Origin of the sequence: Okeania sp. SIO3I5, from assembly GCF_010672085.1 — a bacterium.
GTDB lineage: Bacteria > Cyanobacteriota > Cyanobacteriia > Cyanobacteriales > Microcoleaceae > Trichodesmium.
This window is the reverse complement of the sequence record NZ_JAAHHT010000010.1, coordinates 41530-58230: the sequence shown is the minus strand read 5'-3', so window position 1 is coordinate 58230 and position 16701 is coordinate 41530. Positions and strand designations below refer to the sequence as shown.

General features: G+C 37.9%; 20 protein-coding genes and 1 pseudogene. 9 read left to right on the top strand and 12 right to left on the bottom strand.

Going from position 1 to position 16701, the window contains the following annotated elements; translation table 11 throughout:
- Both F6K40_RS04085 and F6K40_RS04080 read left to right on the top strand, forming a co-directional pair.
- A partial coding sequence (locus tag F6K40_RS04085; protein WP_293131748.1) for a hypothetical protein occupies positions 1-203 on the top strand: 203 nt, incomplete at its 5' end.
- Between the two features lie 241 nt (positions 204-444).
- Positions 445-657, top strand: a complete 213-nt coding sequence (locus F6K40_RS04080; RefSeq protein WP_293131744.1) for a hypothetical protein — start codon at positions 445-447, stop codon at positions 655-657.
- Between the two features lie 177 nt (positions 658-834).
- Here the strand turns inward: F6K40_RS04080 and F6K40_RS04075 are convergent, their stop codons facing one another.
- The 3 genes from F6K40_RS04075 to F6K40_RS04065 all read right to left on the bottom strand — a co-directional run bounded on the left by F6K40_RS04075 (position 835) and on the right by F6K40_RS04065 (position 1543).
- Positions 835-1014: a hypothetical protein gene (locus tag F6K40_RS04075; protein WP_293131741.1), complete on the bottom strand. Its 180-nt coding sequence runs from the start codon at positions 1012-1014 to the stop codon at positions 835-837.
- A 92-nt stretch (positions 1015-1106) separates the two neighbouring features.
- Positions 1107-1406, bottom strand: a complete 300-nt coding sequence (locus F6K40_RS04070; RefSeq protein ID WP_293131738.1) for a hypothetical protein — start codon at positions 1404-1406, stop codon at positions 1107-1109.
- Positions 1406-1543, bottom strand: a complete 138-nt coding sequence (locus F6K40_RS04065) for a hypothetical protein (RefSeq protein ID WP_293131735.1) — start codon at positions 1541-1543, stop codon at positions 1406-1408. The genes F6K40_RS04070 and F6K40_RS04065 overlap by 1 nt, the downstream gene beginning before the upstream one ends.
- Positions 1544-1580: 37 nt before the next feature.
- Between F6K40_RS04065 and F6K40_RS04060 the strand changes: the two genes are divergently transcribed.
- Together F6K40_RS04060 and F6K40_RS04055 are read left to right on the top strand one after the other, a co-directional pair.
- On the top strand, positions 1581-1832 hold the full coding sequence (locus tag F6K40_RS04060) for a type II toxin-antitoxin system ParD family antitoxin (protein WP_293131732.1): 252 nt from the start codon (positions 1581-1583) through the stop codon (positions 1830-1832).
- Positions 1829-2086, top strand: a complete 258-nt coding sequence (locus F6K40_RS04055) for a type II toxin-antitoxin system RelE/ParE family toxin (protein ID WP_293131729.1) — start codon at positions 1829-1831, stop codon at positions 2084-2086. The genes F6K40_RS04060 and F6K40_RS04055 overlap by 4 nt, the downstream gene beginning before the upstream one ends.
- 55 nt (positions 2087-2141) lie before the next feature.
- Here F6K40_RS04055 and F6K40_RS04050 read toward each other — a convergent pair whose 3' ends face one another.
- Positions 2142-2300 carry a hypothetical protein gene (locus tag F6K40_RS04050; protein WP_293131726.1) on the bottom strand — a complete coding sequence of 53 codons (159 nt, stop codon included), beginning with the start codon at positions 2298-2300 and terminating at the stop codon, positions 2142-2144.
- A gap of 92 nt (positions 2301-2392) precedes the next feature.
- Here F6K40_RS04050 and F6K40_RS04045 point away from each other — a divergent pair, with 92 nt between their 5' ends.
- A complete protein-coding gene (locus F6K40_RS04045; RefSeq protein ID WP_293131723.1) occupies positions 2393-2680 on the top strand; it encodes a type II toxin-antitoxin system HicB family antitoxin in 288 nt (95 codons plus the stop codon).
- Positions 2681-2690: 10 nt separating this feature from the next.
- Here F6K40_RS04045 and F6K40_RS04040 read toward each other — a convergent pair whose 3' ends face one another.
- The 6 genes and pseudogenes from F6K40_RS04040 to glgB all read right to left on the bottom strand — a co-directional run bounded on the left by F6K40_RS04040 (position 2691) and on the right by glgB (position 7398).
- Entirely contained in the window at positions 2691-3071 is a 381-nt protein-coding gene (locus F6K40_RS04040; RefSeq protein WP_293131720.1) for a helix-turn-helix domain-containing protein, read from the bottom strand.
- Positions 3061-3228, bottom strand: a pseudogene (locus F6K40_RS40625) (type II toxin-antitoxin system RelE/ParE family toxin); the annotation flags it as partial. The pseudogene F6K40_RS40625 and the gene F6K40_RS04040, both read right to left, overlap by 11 nt.
- Positions 3229-3240: 12 nt before the next feature.
- Positions 3241-3417: a hypothetical protein gene (locus F6K40_RS04035; RefSeq protein WP_293131717.1), complete on the bottom strand. Its 177-nt coding sequence runs from the start codon at positions 3415-3417 to the stop codon at positions 3241-3243.
- A gap of 236 nt (positions 3418-3653) precedes the next feature.
- On the bottom strand, positions 3654-4289 hold the full coding sequence (locus F6K40_RS04030) for a peptidase (RefSeq protein WP_293131714.1): 636 nt from the start codon (positions 4287-4289) through the stop codon (positions 3654-3656).
- Entirely contained in the window at positions 4255-4881 is a 627-nt protein-coding gene (locus F6K40_RS04025; protein ID WP_293131711.1) for a hypothetical protein, read from the bottom strand. The genes F6K40_RS04030 and F6K40_RS04025 overlap by 35 nt, the downstream gene beginning before the upstream one ends.
- A 186-nt stretch (positions 4882-5067) precedes the next feature.
- Positions 5068-7398 (bottom strand): 1,4-alpha-glucan branching enzyme, encoded by a 2331-nt coding sequence (gene glgB / locus F6K40_RS04020; RefSeq protein WP_293131751.1) that lies wholly within the window; start codon positions 7396-7398, stop codon positions 5068-5070.
- A 1452-nt stretch (positions 7399-8850) separates the two neighbouring features.
- Between glgB and F6K40_RS04015 the strand changes: the two genes are divergently transcribed.
- The 3 genes from F6K40_RS04015 to F6K40_RS04005 all read left to right on the top strand — a co-directional run bounded on the left by F6K40_RS04015 (position 8851) and on the right by F6K40_RS04005 (position 13123).
- Positions 8851-9423 (top strand): hypothetical protein, encoded by a 573-nt coding sequence (locus F6K40_RS04015; protein ID WP_293131708.1) that lies wholly within the window; start codon positions 8851-8853, stop codon positions 9421-9423.
- Between the two features lie 649 nt (positions 9424-10072).
- A complete protein-coding gene (locus F6K40_RS04010) occupies positions 10073-11956 on the top strand; it encodes a peptidoglycan D,D-transpeptidase FtsI family protein (protein WP_293131705.1) in 1884 nt (627 codons plus the stop codon).
- 726 nt (positions 11957-12682) lie between these two features.
- The gene (locus F6K40_RS04005) at positions 12683-13123 is read left to right on the top strand and encodes a riboflavin biosynthesis intermediates N-glycosidase (RefSeq protein ID WP_293131702.1); all 441 of its coding nucleotides are present in this window, start codon (positions 12683-12685) and stop codon (positions 13121-13123) included.
- Here the strand turns inward: F6K40_RS04005 and F6K40_RS04000 are convergent.
- Together F6K40_RS04000 and F6K40_RS03995 are read right to left on the bottom strand one after the other, a co-directional pair.
- Positions 13085-13408 (bottom strand): hypothetical protein, encoded by a 324-nt coding sequence (locus F6K40_RS04000; RefSeq protein ID WP_293131700.1) that lies wholly within the window; start codon positions 13406-13408, stop codon positions 13085-13087. The two genes, F6K40_RS04005 and F6K40_RS04000, sit on opposite strands and share 39 nt — an antisense overlap.
- A 338-nt stretch (positions 13409-13746) precedes the next feature.
- The gene (locus tag F6K40_RS03995; RefSeq protein WP_293131697.1) at positions 13747-15240 is read right to left on the bottom strand and encodes a DEAD/DEAH box helicase; all 1494 of its coding nucleotides are present in this window, start codon (positions 15238-15240) and stop codon (positions 13747-13749) included.
- A gap of 969 nt (positions 15241-16209) precedes the next feature.
- On the opposite strand from F6K40_RS03995, the gene F6K40_RS03990 reads away from it, so the two are divergent.
- Positions 16210-16353 (top strand): hypothetical protein, encoded by a 144-nt coding sequence (locus F6K40_RS03990; protein ID WP_293131694.1) that lies wholly within the window; start codon positions 16210-16212, stop codon positions 16351-16353.
- Positions 16354-16701 lie beyond the last annotated feature (348 nt).

Below are 16701 nucleotides of genomic sequence, written 5' to 3'. Positions count from 1 at the left end.
TTTCAATTCCTTCAGCTAAGACATTGACATCATTCCATAGAATAAAACTACGAAGATCAAAATTGCCAACTAAGTCAAGGGTAATAGTAGCAGTTGCAGAACCTGAAGAAAATCCGTTAAAATTTGTCGTGCTTCCATCAGCAATTTCTTCTAGAAAAAAATCATTGAAGTTTTCTGTTAGATCGGAAGTTGGAACAATTTGATTGTCATTAATTAATGAAAAAGCTTGAACCCTGGAACTTTAATTGTTCAAAATCCCATATAATTTGTTAATAATGTTATTGACATACTCCCGACGTTGCCCTTACGAGACAACGCGGGATTCTTCAGTCAGAAAAAAACTGACTGCTGTTTTGACAGAGGTGATGTCCTCCCCCTGTGTTGACCTATACTATAACAAAATACCTCCTAGCTTGTCAAGGGAATTGGAACATTTTATTTGTAATGAATCAAAAATTAGTAGTACCGCAAATGGATGCCATCAGAACCGAAAGTGTCAAAGTAATTATAGAACAGTTAGGAATTGCTAAAGCAGCATTCTTCTGTCGAGAAACTATGTCACAGTCGATAGATTATTTAGAGTTAAAAGAAAAAATGTTTGGAGAAAAAACAGCCAGGGAAATTTACGAGAAAATTAAAAAGAATCAACAGAGATAGAACTGAGAAAAAGCGATGTTGCATCCGCAACGCTTCGCGAACGCCTTTTGCCTTCCGTCAATATTCAGGACTTACGCAAATTCTTAGACAGTAAGCTATCCGTAGAGGGAAGAATGCCATAGAGGGCGAATGCCATTCGCCCCTACGAAATATGGCGGTTCTGCGTAAGTCCTGATATTAAAAAAGCGATCGCCCAATGCAACCATCGGAACCCACCACCAACCGTCTACCACTAAAGTTGTTACTACGAACTAGCGATCGCTCCTCCAAAAACAACCACGTTAGAGGAGCGATGTTGCATCCGCAACGCTTCGCGAACGCTTTTTTTGTAGATCGGGACTTACGCAGAACTACCATATTTTAGAGGGCGAATGCCATTCGCCCCTACATAAGGTGTATGATTTGTAATTTTGCGTAAGTCCTGGTAGATATTAAAATAGCGATCGCCCTCAAGGACTTACCAGAATATAGTTACTAACAATCCTTTTTAGTTCTTGTGGAGCTTCAAGAGCAATAGCTGCTCCCATATCTGGACGAACCACCCACCACCAAACCAATTTTTCCAAATAACTTGGCGGTTCCTCGTTCGGACACCACTCAATAGAACCATCATTCACACCAACGATATTAGGAGAAAAATTATTAGCTATGGCAACGCGATCGTCTAGTTTATCCAACTGCACAACATCTTCCCAAGCAACCTCATTGGGAATCGAATTTAAAATTTTTTCTACATCTAAAGTCAACATTAAATTGTACCTCCAAAAGCTCTAACTACTCTAACACCAAAGTCTTGTTGTTCTTCAAAAGATTGTTTGCCAATCCATTTCCTTCTGGAGATATTAAAAGAGCGATCGCCAACAACCCCAACTTGACAAAATTCCAATTATTTTTTACCATCTACACTAGGAGGTAAATACACCATGAAAACCCTTAACATCTCAATCCCCGAATCCATGCAAGAATTTGTTAACCAACAAGTTGCTTCTGGCAACTACAACAATGCCAGCGAATACATCTTGCATTTAATATATAGACACCAGCAGGAAACCAACGAATTAGAAACCATGTTGTTAGAAGGTATCAACAGCGGCCCGCCTACTGAAGTCATAGAAAGTTGGTGGGAAGAAAAACGTAGTGCGCTTGTCGAAAAATTCAGCAATAGAGAAAGATGACACGAAAAATTGTAATTAGACCAAAAGCAAACGAGGAATTAGACGAGCAATTTGCTTATATTGCTCAAGATAACATAGATGCAGCATTGCGATTTTTTGATGCCACCAGGGAGACTATTTCACAACTGGCAAAGATGCCTGGTATAGGTAGTCCAGTACAAAACTCTAGTTTAGGAGGTTTGCGGAAACTGGCAGTTAAAGGATTTAACAACCACTTAATTTTTATCTCACTCAAGATGACTGTATTGAAGTGATACGAATACTCTATGGTGCCCGCGATATTCCTGCCATTCTCGACAGCGAAGTAACCTAAAAATCGAAACACATCGCCAACCCTATACGATTACAGTTCTTACTACCACAAGGCGATCGCTCCTCCCAAACCAACCACGTTTCAGGAGCGATCGCTCTTGCATGAAGTTTTTTTTGTTTTCCATTGACAAATTGATAAATCTGTGCTAGCAACATCCACTGCCAACTCCTGTATTCTCTGCTATAACTAAAATTGTATTTATCTCTCAAAAACAACCAATGGATATTCCCAGGATCGGCACAAAACCATGAGCGTCAATTATATTTTAAGCCAATACATCGATGAAGCAATGTCCCAAGCAGTTTACGACAAACTTGAAGACAGCACTTTCGTGGGTCGAATTCCATCATGCAAAGGCGTTATCGCATTTGCATCCACTCTGCGTCAGTGCGAAAACGAGTTACACTCAACCCTAGAAGATTGGATTCTAATAGGGTTGAAACTCGGTCATACCCTGCCAGTTATCAACAACATCAATCTGAACGAGGAACCAAGTCGTGAGCCGGTGGACACCCTTTCAACAATTAATAATTAATAATGAATAATTAATAGACCTCTCCGGAAAAGAGGGAACAGGGAACATATAACAGGCAATAGTGAGAAGTAATTGATAATTTCTGGATAAGAATTGATTCTATTTTTAATTTTCGGAGATGTCTAATAATTAATTGTTGAACTACCTCTCGGGCATATTTTTCCAGAATAGAAATGCTAACATCAGAACTATTATTTTCTATTTGAAAAATAGTTGACTTATTCCAATTCAACCGACTAGCTAGCTCTTCTATTGTCATACCAGTTTCTTCCCTTGCTTGGGCTAAAATCACCCCGATCTTAAAACTGGCATATCCCGACTCAAATCCTTCAGTAAATTCAGGATCGATTTGTTTCCGTTTCTCAATATATTTCTTGACATCACTCATCATTTTGCTTCCTACTTAAATAATCTTGTTTTCGCTTTTCAGCTAACTCAATTTCTCCAACTGGTGTTTTCTGGGTTTTTTTAGCAAATCCATTAGTTAAAATAATTAAGTTTCCGTTCTCAAAAAAACCTAGCAAACGAAAAATATCGTTGCCAAATCCAACTCTTACTTCCTAAATATCATTAGTATTCACTAATTTTTTCAAATACTGACTTGGGACAGAATCAAGCTCCTCAACTAAGCGTAACACCCAAAGCACTTTTTGAGCTTGTTTCCCCGAAAGAGAATCAATAAAATCTTCTACGGGGCAATATCCAGAATCAGTTTTATAGAAGAGAATTTCTCTCATAAAAATAGATTATAACTAAAGCAAGAATTATTTTTTTGATCGTAAGCGATCGCTACCCCCTCATTTTCTAAAGTCAAGGGTGGATATTCTTTGACAATCTCTTCTCGTGTCATATCATCTTCGGATAATTAGTGATAAAAAACTATACCTTCTTTTGCCCTTGTTCCCTGCTGACTGGTGACTCCTTTCTCTTTATGTAAAATATTCAAGCAACCAGGTTTCTGCTTAAGTTCTGACTATATTTTTTTTGAAGCTAGTCTAGTGCTTTGCAAATAAATTCGCTTCAAAGTATTAACATCTCTAGATGAAATTGGAGGAGGTTCTGCCACCTGAGAATAATACATAACATCAGTTTTCTCAGGACTATGACCCCAAATACCCAAAGCATGACCAAACTCGTGACGAGCAGCAGCAGGCAAATATTTACCTACTTGCATAGGACTCAACCAAATTACAAAATTATGAGATAAAACACCATTCTCATCTTGATACAACTGATAGCGAGCTTCTGCTGAACGCGCTCTTAATTTTCCTGGTATCAAAGGAGGTCGCTTCTTAAAAATTTTAACATCAGCAACTTCTGGGTTATCTACTACTTGCAAAGGTAAATAAATGTTCCATTCCCAAATAGCATCTACTACAGTCTTAACCCATTCACGAGACCGAGACTCATCGCGATCGGAAGATTCCAGATAAACTTTAATAGGAAACTGCGACCAAATTAGATAACCTACATCCTGAACTTCAATTTGCTCGAAATAATCACCACTATTATTGGGGTCTTGCCATTGTGCCAAAGTTTCTGGTAGAGGATAAGATTTCAGAGGAGGTAAATCTTCAGGAGTAACTGCCGTAGTCGGAGTTGAAAACAAAAAATAGAAAGCTACTATCCAAATAGCAAAACCGAAAAAAAAGAACCGCAAATAAACCGATATTGTTCTGTTGATAAACATTAGACCAAGTAGAAGTAAGGAAGAAGCAAGAAGAAATAAATATACTAATCCTAGAAGAATTTATGAAAAAAACTGTAGGGGTTTGGTCTCCAAATCCCTTTTTTATTCGGAAACCCCTAGGATAAAATATGACAATTTTATCCCATTTTTGCTGAGGTTTTTCAACCAAACTCCTAGGATAAAATATGACAATTTCATCCCATTTTTGCTGAAGTTTTTCAACCAAAACCCTAGGATAAAATATGACAATTTTATCCCATTTTTGCTGAAGTTTTTCAACCAAAACCCTAGGATAAAATATGACAATTTCATCCCATTTTTGCTGAAGTTTTTCAACCAAATTCCTCTGATAAAATATGACAATTTCATCCCATTTTTGCTGAGGTTTTTCAACCAAACCCCTACGATAAAACATGACAATTTCATCCCATTTTTGCTGAGGTTTTTCAACCAAACCCCTACGATAAAACATGACAATTTCATCCCATTTTTGCTGAGGTTTTTCAACCAAACCCCTACAATAAAACATGACAATCTATTCAATTCCGTTACGGTTTTAACCAGAGCTAATTATCCATTATCCATTATCCATTAATGAAAATCTCATCCCATTTTCCTACAAGCAAAGGTTGGTAGTATTAATTCAAAATTCAACTACCAACCTTCTCAATTTTGCCTTGGTTTTTATTGAGCGAATTTATCCTTCAGATACAGTTTCAACTTCCACAGTTGCAACATCCTCAGATTCTTGTGTCGCTGCTAAAGTTTTTTCCTTGTCTAACTTAAACACCAAAATACCCAAAGGAGGCAAACATAAATCCAAAGAATATTGATAATTATGGAAGTACCAATCATCAGTCCACTTACCACCCAAATTACCCATATTGCTGCCACCATAATTACCAGCATCACTATTAAATATTTCAGTATAGAACCCTGGTTCAGGTACACCGATGCGATAGTGACTATGGGGTTGAGGAGTAAAATTACAAACCGCTACCACAAACTCTTTCCCTTCCTTAGAGCGACGAATAAACGACACCACACTATGATTATTATCATTACAATCTATCCACTGGAAACCTTCCTCGTTACAATCTTGTTCATATAAAGCAGGTTCAGAACGATATAACTGATTCAAATCCCGGAAAAATCGTTTCATTCCTTGGTGAGCATCATGTTGGAGCAAATGCCATTCTAGATCGCCCCAAACATCCCATTCACCCCACTGAGGAAACTCCATCCCCATAAACATAGTTTTCTTACCAGGGTGAGTAAACATATAAGCAAACAACGCCCGGACATTAGCAAACTTCTGCCAATCATCCCCAGGCATCTTACCCAACATATTACTCTTGCAATGTACCACCTCATCGTGAGACAGAGCTAACATATAGTTCTCACTGTGGTGATACCAAATACTGAAAGTAACATTATTCTGGTGGAACTGTCGGAACCAGGGGTCCATTTCAAAATAGTCCAACATATCATGCATCCAACCCATGTTCCATTTGAGGTTAAAACCCAAACCGCCAACATAGGTAGGCCAAGTCACCATTGGCCAAGCAGTAGATTCTTCAGCAATAGAAAGAACACCTGGATAATAACTAAAAAGTAAATGATTGAATTGACGGAGAAAATCAGCAGCTTCGATGTATTCTACCCCTCCATATTTATTAGCAACCCATTCACCATCAGGTCTCATATAGTTGTGGTAGACCATAGAAGCAACCGCATCTACCCTAACACCGTCAATGTGATATTTGTCAAACCAGAAAAGAGCATTAGAAACTAAGAAGTTACGAACTTCATTACGACCATAGTCAAATACTAAAGTACCCCATTGCTTGTGTTCCCCTTTCCGGACGTCTGAATGTTCATAGAGGTGAGTACCATCAAAGAAAGCTAAACCATGTCCATCTTTCGGAAAATGTCCTGGTACCCAGTCTACAATTACGCCTATACCATTTTCATGGCATTTATCAACAAAATACATGAAATCTTCAGCATTACCGTAGCGAGAGGTAGGGGCAAAAAATCCTGTAACTTGATAACCCCAAGAACCATCAAAAGGATGTTCTGCCACAGGCAACATTTCGATGTGAGTATAGCCCAAATCTTTAACGTAGGAAACCATACGGTCTGCTAATTCTCGGTAGGTAAGAAAACGAGCGTCTGTTTTGAGTTCCGAGACTTGAACTACACGCTCAGTTTCTCCATTAGGTAGTTTAGCTGGTTCATCAGGAGAAGCATGAATCCAAGAACCCAAGTGGCATTCATAGACGGAAATAGGTTGAGTGAGAGGGTCGGTATGACGACGTTTTTCCATCCATTCTTGGTCGTTCCAAGTATAGGAGTCTAGGTCAACAACTATGGAAGCTGTTTTGGGCCTTACTTCTTGTTGGTATCCATAAGGGTCACTTTTTTCGTAGATGTGTCCTTCCCAGTTTTTAACCTCATATTTGTAATGTTCTCCAGGGCCAATATCAGGAATAAATAATTCCCAAACTCCGGAGTGTCCTTTACGCATTTGGTGTTTACGACCGTCCCAATGGTTAAAGTCTCCTAAAAGTGAAACATTACGAGCATTAGGTGCCCAAACAGCAAAGTAGACTCCCTTAACTCCATCAATTTCGGCGATATGCGCTCCTAGTTTTTCATAGACGCGGTGATGGTTTCCTTCTCCAAATAGTTGAAGGTCGAAGTCTGTGAGTTTGGGAGAGCGGAAAGCGTAGGGGTCATAGATGACTCGTTCGTGTTCTCCTTCTTTGATTTTAAGTTGATAGTTGGCCAGTTCCGGGGTGTCGATGATACATTCAAAGAAATTAGGATTATGGACTGACTGCATTGGGTATTCTTGCCGGTCTATCGGGGATATGACTGAGACAGCTTCGGCCTTTGGTTCGTAAACTCGGATTACTGTCAAAGTTTTGCCATCTTGTTCTATCTGATGGGCACCGAGGATTTCAAAGGGGTCGTGATGATGATTCCAAACTATTTGGTTAACTTGATCTACAGAAATTGTCATTTTTGTCAATATATTTTTCTTAACTAATTAAGAATGTCACAATATGGGGAAGGTCTGCTAGTCGATAACGCCTGACTAGGATAACTTCTCCAAATATTCAGTTTACCATGATGGGAAAAATGGTTCTCAAGTCTCGCCCTTTTAGGGCGACTTTTTAGTTGATTTTATTTGAACAAATGTTTTATTATATTATTAGTTTAGTTAGCAAATGATGAAAGCTAGATTTAAGTACCGTATCTATCTAACACGCCAACACAAATACTTATTAGCGAAGCTATTTAGTTGGGTTTATATTGTTGGGAATGATAGTCTAGTTTTCTGCAAATAAAAGTATAAATTAGGAGAGAATAAACCCACTAATTTAGAGTTACACAAACAGTTTATTACCTAAGCAAAAAAGACTGAAGATATAGAATGGTTATCGGAAGTTTATAATATACTATTGCAGCAATCTCTGAATGATTTAAACCAAGCTTATCAAAATTTTTTTAACGTACGGATGTTGTATGCAACTAGGCTAAAGAAAAGTTAAACCTGTTATAGTTACTAAATTCAAAACCAAGAACTCACTCGCAACTGCAAGGTTTAGAAAGGGGGGCATTTCAGTTAGTAGTGACACAACGCGCGAAGTGTCACTAGATCAGTTATCAGTACCTCCTACTGTTTGCGCAGCATTACCTAGGAAACCAGGAGGCTTGAAAATACGGAAAGCTCAAGATTGTCTGGTCAAGACAATTACCTGCTGCTCGATCATCAATCACTGTTATCAAAGACTATGCTAATATAGCAATCCTAAATAGGTTGCGGGTAATCAAAAACTACAAATCAACTCCGAAACTCCTACCTATTGCCCATTGCCTATTGCCTAATTCCCTAAAAGCAGTGAGATTATTATACGCAAATCAAATAGGATTCCTATAGATATTTCTTAAGTTTTGTAGGATAAATAAATTCAGAAACTTTTTATCAAACTGATAACCCTAATATATCCAAATGCTTTTGATTTTTTGTATGGGATATGTCTTTCTACTAATCTCATAAATCAAAGGGTTAAAATTACTAAATGCTCTGAAAATTTCGGAATTTTTATGATTATTGAATCGGGAATTCTGAGCCAATTTCATTGTACCATTAAACATCAGGTCAAACGTTATTAAATTTTCTCAAATATTTAATAGCTCTCTTGTCCCAATAAACGAAGATATTTGTCATTATTTGACTATATAGCAATCCTATTTTATTTGTGTATAAAAATCTTACCGCTTTTAGGGAAAAAGCAACAGGCAACAGGCAAAAAATGGGAATTTCGGCTTTTTTATCTACTTTTTGATTACCTGCAACCTATTTAGGATTGCTACATAAGACTAGATTTTTGTATAACTTTTACTATACTTAAGAGTAAAGACTATTGTATTTTGTAATTATTATAGATGTCAGTATAGGTAAATCATAATGGTAGCAGTTAGAAGTACATTTTCAACCCCAAGGAATAAGTCCACAAAAACTAATTTTTCTGTTATCTCAAAAAAATCAGTTCGCCGACAGAAACCAACAGAAAAAAAATTATCTGATGGCAACTATACCTCTGAAGAGGATACAGACTTACAAACAACTCAAGCACAGAACCTAGCTCAAGTCATCTCTCTACCCCAGTCTAAACCACTCTGGTTAAAATCTTTGATGGCAACACAATTCACTTCATCTATTGTCACAGTATTATTAGCAAGCACAAGTGTGGCCTTTTATGGCTTAACAATTTATGGCCAGTCTAAATGGACGACAGAATATCAAGAATTACAAAAACTTAGACAAAAAGAACAGGAGATAAGTGTTGCTAATGAACTATTAAAAAATCATATAGCTGAACAAGCATCAACTTCTGACAGTGGTTTAGCTTCACGAGATTCTGTCAATAAAATATTTTTAGAACCAGCACCTCCACGTCCTGCTCCTAATCCTCCTCAACCTTATCTAGAATCTAGTTCAGGATATAAACATCTCTTCAAAACACCAGTGGGATATTGAAAAATTCAAAATTCAAAATTCAAAATTTAAAAGTAAGAATTGATCAAAATTCAAAATTCAAAATTCAAAATTCAAAAGTAAGAATTGATCAAAGTCAAAAGTGAAAAATCAAAAGTATAGCGTTCCTCAAACTTGTGAGGTACAGTTATATTTTTGTATTTTTATTCCCTTTCTCTATTCCGTAAAATAATTGAAAAAGTCAAAAGTGAAAAATCGAAAGTATAGCGTTTCTCAACCTTATGAGGTCAAGTTATATTTTTGTATTTTTATTCCCTTTCTCTATTCCCTAAAACAATTGAAAAATTCAAAATTCAAAAGTAAGAATTAATCAAAGTGAAAAATTCAAAATTTAAAAGTAAGAATTGATCAAAGTCAAAAGTGAAAAATCAAAAGTATAGCGTTCCTCAAACTTGTGAGGTACAGTTATATTTTTGTATTTTTATTCCCTTTCTCTATTCCGTAAAATAATTGAAAAAGTCAAAAGTGAAAAACAATTGAAAAATTCAAAATTCAAAAGTAAGAATTAATCAAAGTGAAAAGTGAAAAATCAAAAGTATAGCATTTCTCAACCTCGTGAGGTCAAGTTATATTTTTGTATTTTTATTCCCTATTCCCTATTCCCTATTCCCTATTCCCTAAAATAACCGAAATGGCTACTTCTGACTATCGTTTAAATTCTCAACTTCGTCGTAGGTCTTTTAACCGCAAACAAAGAGAAAAATCTACTTATAATCTCAAAAATCAAAAGCCTCAATACGAAACAGATTATGTCAAAAATAATGGTCAAAAATCACTCTCAACATCCTCTAATGAAAACCCTGAAAAATGTCAAAATTCTAGACTTTACCAAGTCTGGATACTTATGATTTTAAGCTCAATAGGATTAATAATTAACATATTTCGTTTACAAATTGTGCAGGGCAAAGCATTACAAAAAATAGCCCAACAGCAGCAAACTATACAATCAAATCCTTTTATTCCCAGACGCCCAATAGTTGATAGAAATGGCAATGTTTTAGCCATTGATAAACTAGCATATACTCTCTATGCTCACCCCAAAATTTTTAACCGCTCAAAACAAGAAGTTGCTTACGAATTATCAACTATTCTAGAAGGAGCAAATTTAGAAAAAACCCTAACTTCCAATGACTTACTCCAAATCTTTAATCAAAGAGAAACAGGTATAAAAATTGCCGAATTAATACCCCAAGAAACTGCGAATAAAATTACCGATTTATTTGTTGATGGCTTAGAATTAATTCAACACCCACAACGCCTTTATCCTCAAAAAGAATTAGTAGCTGAAGTAATAGGATATGTAGATGGAGAAAGCAAAGGTCAAGCGGGAATTGAATATAGTCAACAAAATCTCTTAGAACGCTCTATAGAAACAATCCAATTTCGGCGCTTAATTAAAGGCGCTCTAGTACCCGATCAATTAACCACAGGTTTTTTACAGTTAGATGACCTTTCCTTACATCTCACTATTGACTCTCGCTTGCAACGAGCAGTACGAACAATACTTGAAAAACAGTTAGAAGAATATAAGGCCAAGCGAGGCACTGTTATAGTAATGGACGCTACTGATGGTTCTATATTATCTCTGGTATCGGCACCTTCTTATGACCCTAATCAATACTATAAATATAATGTGAAATTGTTCAAAAATTGGGCCGTAACAGATGTTTATGAACCAGGTTCGACTTTTAAACCAATAAATGTGGCCTTAGCTTTAGAGGTGGGAGCGATCGCAGAAGATAGTGTATTTTATGACACAGGTAGGATCAGGATCGGTACTTGGTCTATATTTAATGCTGGTGGTGGGGGTGGTGCCCGGACTGTGACTGAGATTATTCAACATTCTAGTAATATCGGTATGGTGAAAATTATTGAACAAATGCCACGAGCTGTTTTTTATGATGGTCTCAAACGTTTAGGATTAGAGGATACTACTGGCGCAGACTTACCTTTTGAGGCAGCTAACATTTTGAAGGAGAGAAACCAATTTTTAATGGTGCCGGTCGAAGCGGCGACTACTGCTTTTGGTCAGGGGTTTTCTTTGACTCCTCTGAAATTGGCACAACTAAATGCAGCTTTAGCAAATGGTGGGAAGTTGGTGACGCCTCATGTTGTACGTGGGTTGTTTGATAGCAAGGGGCAACCATATTGGCAGTTACCTTTGCCACAACCTAAACAGGTTTTTTCTGCTGACACTACGACAAAAGTTTTAGCAATGATGGAAAAGGTGGTTGAGAGTGGTACTGGTAAAAGAGCGAGACTGCCTGGATATCGAATTGCTGGCAAAACTGGTACGGCGCAAAAAGCTTCTGAAACAGGAGGTTATTCTAAGAGTGCTAAAGTTACAAGTTTTGTGGGTATTTTACCAGTGGAGTCTCCCCGTTATGTGGTTTTAGCTGTTATTGATGAACCTGTTAGGGGTAGTGGGGGAAGGGTTGCTGCTCCTGTTGTTAAGTCGGTAATTAAGTCTTTGATTAATATTGAACAAATTCCTCCTTCTTATAAGAGGGAGTAGGGAGTAGGGTTGGGATCATGGTGCGCCAGATGGTCTGAGAAAGCTAGTTGAGTATTATGGGTAAAAACCTCCCTTATAGTCGCAGATTTAGAAATTAATCTGCGAATTCTTGGAGCTTTCGAGAAACCCTGCGAAATTACAATGAATGGAGCAACGATCAGATAGAATCTGCAACCACATTTTGCTTGCATCGAATTTCAAGGTAATATCATGTCCGGTTAAATAGTTATAAATAACGAGGGAGGAGTCAGGAGACAGGAGACAGGAGACAGGAGATAGGAGTTAACCCACCGCTAACCCCTCCCAGGAGGAAGGAGAAAGAAGTTTTTGATCTCTAATTATCCGGACATGATATAACTTCTTCCTCTTTAAAGAGCGATCGCTCTTTGAAGTTTTATTATACCTAATTATCCGGACATGATATAAGACAAAAAAACAGTAATAATACTCAAAACGTTTAGTATTGAGCAAAATTATTTAATTCTTTCCCCCTACTCCCTACTCCCTACTCCCTCTTTTCCGGAGAGGTCTAATAGTTAGGCGATCGCCATTAAAGCACAATCATAGCCAAAATTACCAACACCAGTTATATAATATCCGGTTGAATAATTGTTATATAGTTGGGGGGATGGGGAGATGGGGAGTAGAAAGTGTAGATAGAATTATGAACATATATTATATAACCGGATTCTATATTATTTGTTTATATTAGGATTTATAGAAATTATGGTAATTTCATTTTATAGCACTCTTAGTAGATATGGTTGTTTCTCCAATTGTTCCGCTCACGGTTTTGAATTAGACGGTTATTTGTGGGCAACCAGCGAACATTATTTTCAAGCCCAAAAATTTCCTGATACTCCTGATGCTGAAGAAATTCGTCTAGCAGCAACACCAGGAGAAGCAGCAAATCTGGGAAGCGATCGCAACCGCTCATTACGTTTAGACTGGGAAGAGGTCAAATATGAAATTATGCGAACAGCAGTATTCAACAAATTTGTGACTAATTCTGAAATTCAGGAAATATTGCTGTCTACTGGAGATGAGGAAATAGTCTATAAGTCTCCCGTAGATTTGTATTGGGGTCAGAGAAAAGATGGTAGTGGAGAAAATAAATTAGGCAAAATTTTAATGGAGGTCCGAAGTATGTTGAGACAGCAAAGTTAATAGACATCCGATGAAGTAGTACAACTGACAGGGTGAATATTTTTTGCTTATATCATGTCTGGTAGGATCGGTACAATTCAATGCCGTAGGGGTTTGGTCACAAAACCCCCTACTACTTGGAGCTTTTGCCAATACTGATAGGAGAACTTTATTCTCCAAAGCAAGCGAATTTGATATTATTCCCTGGTAGTCCTGCATAGTAATGGCGAAGACTAAATACATAAGTTTTGTAATTTCTTCCCACACCTCCCACACTTCCCACACCTCCCACACTCTCTCTACCATTACTATGCACCACCACTTATATCATGTCCGGATAAGAGCGTGATAGAACTCCGTTCCGCTTTCGCTGCGCGACATGAAACGCGATCAAAAAACTTTCTCTTCTTTATAGCTTAAAATTCCCTCTTCTTCCCTCCCTCTTCTTCCCTCCTGACTCATTACTCATTACTCATTACTCATTACTCATTACTCCTCCATTTTTATTTATAACTATTCAACCGGACATGATATTATTCCCTATCCTACTCCCTACTCCCTCTTAAAAAAAATTAGAGACGCGATCGCTCACGTCTCTAAAATTCCTATTTCTCCCTACTCCCTACTCCCTACTACCTAATTATCTAATTATTCTGTGAAACAGATGCCTCTTCTACTTCTACATAAGTCTCATCCTTGACATTCTGCTTTTTATCAGAATTACCTTGATTACGAGACTTCTTAGGCGCCGACTTTTTCAACCTTGGTTTGGGAGTTTCATACCCAGGTTCATCTTCCTCCATAGCATAATCAGCTCCCATCCAAGCAGGACGAGTTTCATCATAAGCTATCTGTAAAGCTGCAGCAGCGATCGCATGGGGGTCATATTCTTCTCCTAACTGAGAAATTAAAGGCAAGAAAGAAGCCATCCGCTCTCCACTCAGAGCATCTCGCACCTTATCCTGTAACTTCTGTAGCTGCCTTGCTTCAATTTGAGACCGCTTAGGAATTGAACGAGTATCCAAACGTTGACGCAAATGACGTTCTATCAACCGCAACTTTCGCTTATCTGCAGGATGAATCAAAGAAATTGCTGTTCCTTCGCGACCTGCACGACCTGTACGACCAATGCGGTGAACATAACTATCTACACTATCAGGTAAATCGTAGTTAATCACATGAGTTAAATGATCCACATCTAAACCACGAGCTGCAATATCAGTTGCCACAACCCAACGTACTTGTTGATTCCGGAAGCGAGATAACAACCGTTCCCGTTGAGATTGGTTCAAGTTCCCGTGATACTCATCAACACTATGACCTGCTGTTTGTAATTGATTTGTCAGTTCCGCTGCAGCTTGTCTTGTCCGCACAAATATCAAAGCTGCTTCTGGGTCTTCTAATTCTAGAATTGGCTGTAGAGCTTTTCCTTTAGACCAACCACGAGGTACGACGTAAGCGGTTTGAGCAATGCGCTTCGGAGTAGTTTTTTGTTGAGCTACTTTGACTGTTACTGGCGAGCGCAAATACTTATTCACCAGTTTCCGGATTGAATAATCCATAGTAGCGGAAAAGAAAGCTGTTTGACGTTCAATAGGTGCTGCTTCCAGAATTTTTTCCACATCCTGAATGAAACCCATACTCAACATTTCATCAGCTTCGTCTAAAACCATAACTTTCAACTGATCTAGTTTCAAACTATTCCGATTCAGCATATCTATAATTCGTCCTGGTGTTCCCACTACAATATGAACACCTTTTTGTAAACGTTGAACCTGACGTTCGATAGACTGACCGCCATAAACAGTTAGAACAAATAATCGCCGTTTAGTAGGACCTTTACTATCTAAACCAGTAAATTGACGAATCGCTTCTGTAACTTGCAGTGCCAACTCACGAGTGGGAGTTAAAATTAACGCTTGAACTGCGTTTGTATTTAGCTCGATCCGCTCCAATATGGGTAAAGAAAATGCTGCTGTTTTACCGGTTCCTGTTTGAGCTTGACCTACAATATCCGTTCCTTCCAGCAAATGTGGTATTGCTTGAGCTTGAATCGGAGTAGGTTCAGTAAAACCAATTGTTTCCAGATGATTTGCACGCTCCTCTGAAATTCCTAAACTTGCGAACGATAAATCCATTAATTCTCCTATGTAAACTATTTACATCTGGTTCCTTTTTCACCCAACTTGGAGGCGGATTTATGGTCAACCATAGCTGCTCATAAGCCCTTGCTAGCCATAAATTCTCAGCTTATTTGCTGTAGTTATAGCTAGTTTATTGGTAGGGCAGTATGCCTTCGCCACTCACAATTTACACTCAACTGATAGCACTAGAGTTTACTACTAAGAGTTAAGCAATGTCTGGGTTTTCTCAACGGTTAAGTTTTAACCTGAAGAGATAACGATAGATTTAGATCCTCCCAACGATACTCTAATGCAAGAGCGGGGGATTTACAAACCTGACGGCAATGATTTCTGTCTCTTGAGACCTCCCTTCAGAGGTTGAGACAATTTGTGAATTACCACTACTCCCTTCTGGTTTTACAGTGGCTCCACAATACATCACCAATCTTAAGGCTTTCTTTGTCACCGCTAGCCCAGCGGCCATCTATATTTGTAAGTAAGCAACATGGCCCGGCGTTACCATATAAGACTCTCTTATAGGAGAACCCTGGTCTTCTGCCGAGATTTTGATAAAGGCTAAATGCCCTGTTCCTTTTCTCCCTAGTTGGGTACGTTAAGGCAGGTTGGAGCCTTTGTTTAAAAGTAATAAGCTGTGATGGATCTTATATACCCATTGAATAAACTAAAGGAAAATTTCCTTTTTCTGTTAGCCTCAAAGCGCCTCCGCTCTTCAACAGTTAGTCTCAACAAGCAGTTTAGATAATCTACAGTTTGTTACTCTTATTGGCCCCTATTCAACTTCATAATCATTTACATAATAACAAATCACTTAACATTTGCTGTCTTTATTACACATTTTTCGCATTTTAGATACTAGATTTTACGATAATTTTTTACTGCATCATTTGTTGTATAGGAAAAGGCATTTATGCTGAGGGCATCTTCCCTACCCCCCTTTGAAAGCCTATCCCTGATAAGGAACTCTTGAAACCCTTGTGGGAGGATGGGGAGGATGGGGAGGATGGGGAGGAAGAATTCTGTCTACAGTCTTCACTTCGCATGTGTCTAATTCAATACATTTTTCTCCCGAAAAAGCCGAACCCAGACCTACTTATAACTTGTCAATAATGCCCAAGTTTTATGTTAAGAAAGATGTTTATAAAAAAAAGCTTTGAAAGGGCAGGACTGTTTCAAAGTATTGTGAGTTAACGATTTAAGGAGAACGAGAGATGTTTAGGATTAGATTATAGAAAAATTAGCCACGCAGAAAGCCGATTTTTCAGCTTCGGAGTGTCATTAAACTCTGTCTAACTTTAGTCGGAGGTACTGATAAGTGATAACTTGATAACTGATAATTGAAATGGCCTCACTTCAGAATTATTGTTGATTACCCAAAAAATCTAATGTACACAACCATACAAATCATAGGATTAATGAGTAAGGAGTAATGAGTAAGGAGTAATGAGTAAGAAAGGA

Excerpts from the sequence above, each read along its gene's own strand:
- F6K40_RS04035 (WP_293131717.1), bottom strand. The coding sequence starts at position 3,417 with ATGAGAGAAATTCTCTTCTATAAAACTGATTCTGGATATTGCCCCGTA.
- F6K40_RS04050 (WP_293131726.1), bottom strand. The coding sequence starts at position 2,300 with ATGTTGCTAGCACAGATTTATCAATTTGTCAATGGAAAACAAAAAAAA.
- F6K40_RS04045 (WP_293131723.1), top strand. The coding sequence starts at position 2,393 with ATGAGCGTCAATTATATTTTAAGCCAATACATCGATGAAGCAATGTCC.
- F6K40_RS04075 (WP_293131741.1), bottom strand. The coding sequence starts at position 1,014 with ATGGTAGTTCTGCGTAAGTCCCGATCTACAAAAAAAGCGTTCGCGAAG.
- F6K40_RS04055 (WP_293131729.1), top strand. The coding sequence starts at position 1,829 with ATGACACGAAAAATTGTAATTAGACCAAAAGCAAACGAGGAATTAGAC.
- F6K40_RS04010 (WP_293131705.1), top strand. The coding sequence starts at position 10,073 with ATGGCTACTTCTGACTATCGTTTAAATTCTCAACTTCGTCGTAGGTCT.
- F6K40_RS04060 (WP_293131732.1), top strand. The coding sequence starts at position 1,581 with ATGAAAACCCTTAACATCTCAATCCCCGAATCCATGCAAGAATTTGTT.
- F6K40_RS04015 (WP_293131708.1), top strand. The coding sequence starts at position 8,851 with ATGGTAGCAGTTAGAAGTACATTTTCAACCCCAAGGAATAAGTCCACA.
- F6K40_RS04080 (WP_293131744.1), top strand. The coding sequence starts at position 445 with ATGAATCAAAAATTAGTAGTACCGCAAATGGATGCCATCAGAACCGAA.
- F6K40_RS04005 (WP_293131702.1), top strand. The coding sequence starts at position 12,683 with ATGGTAATTTCATTTTATAGCACTCTTAGTAGATATGGTTGTTTCTCC.
- F6K40_RS04000 (WP_293131700.1), bottom strand. The coding sequence starts at position 13,408 with ATGGTAGAGAGAGTGTGGGAGGTGTGGGAAGTGTGGGAGGTGTGGGAA.
- F6K40_RS04040 (WP_293131720.1), bottom strand. The coding sequence starts at position 3,071 with ATGATGAGTGATGTCAAGAAATATATTGAGAAACGGAAACAAATCGAT.
- F6K40_RS03995 (WP_293131697.1), bottom strand. The coding sequence starts at position 15,240 with ATGGATTTATCGTTCGCAAGTTTAGGAATTTCAGAGGAGCGTGCAAAT.
- F6K40_RS04070 (WP_293131738.1), bottom strand. The coding sequence starts at position 1,406 with ATGTTGACTTTAGATGTAGAAAAAATTTTAAATTCGATTCCCAATGAG.
- glgB (WP_293131751.1), bottom strand. The coding sequence starts at position 7,398 with ATGACAATTTCTGTAGATCAAGTTAACCAAATAGTTTGGAATCATCAT.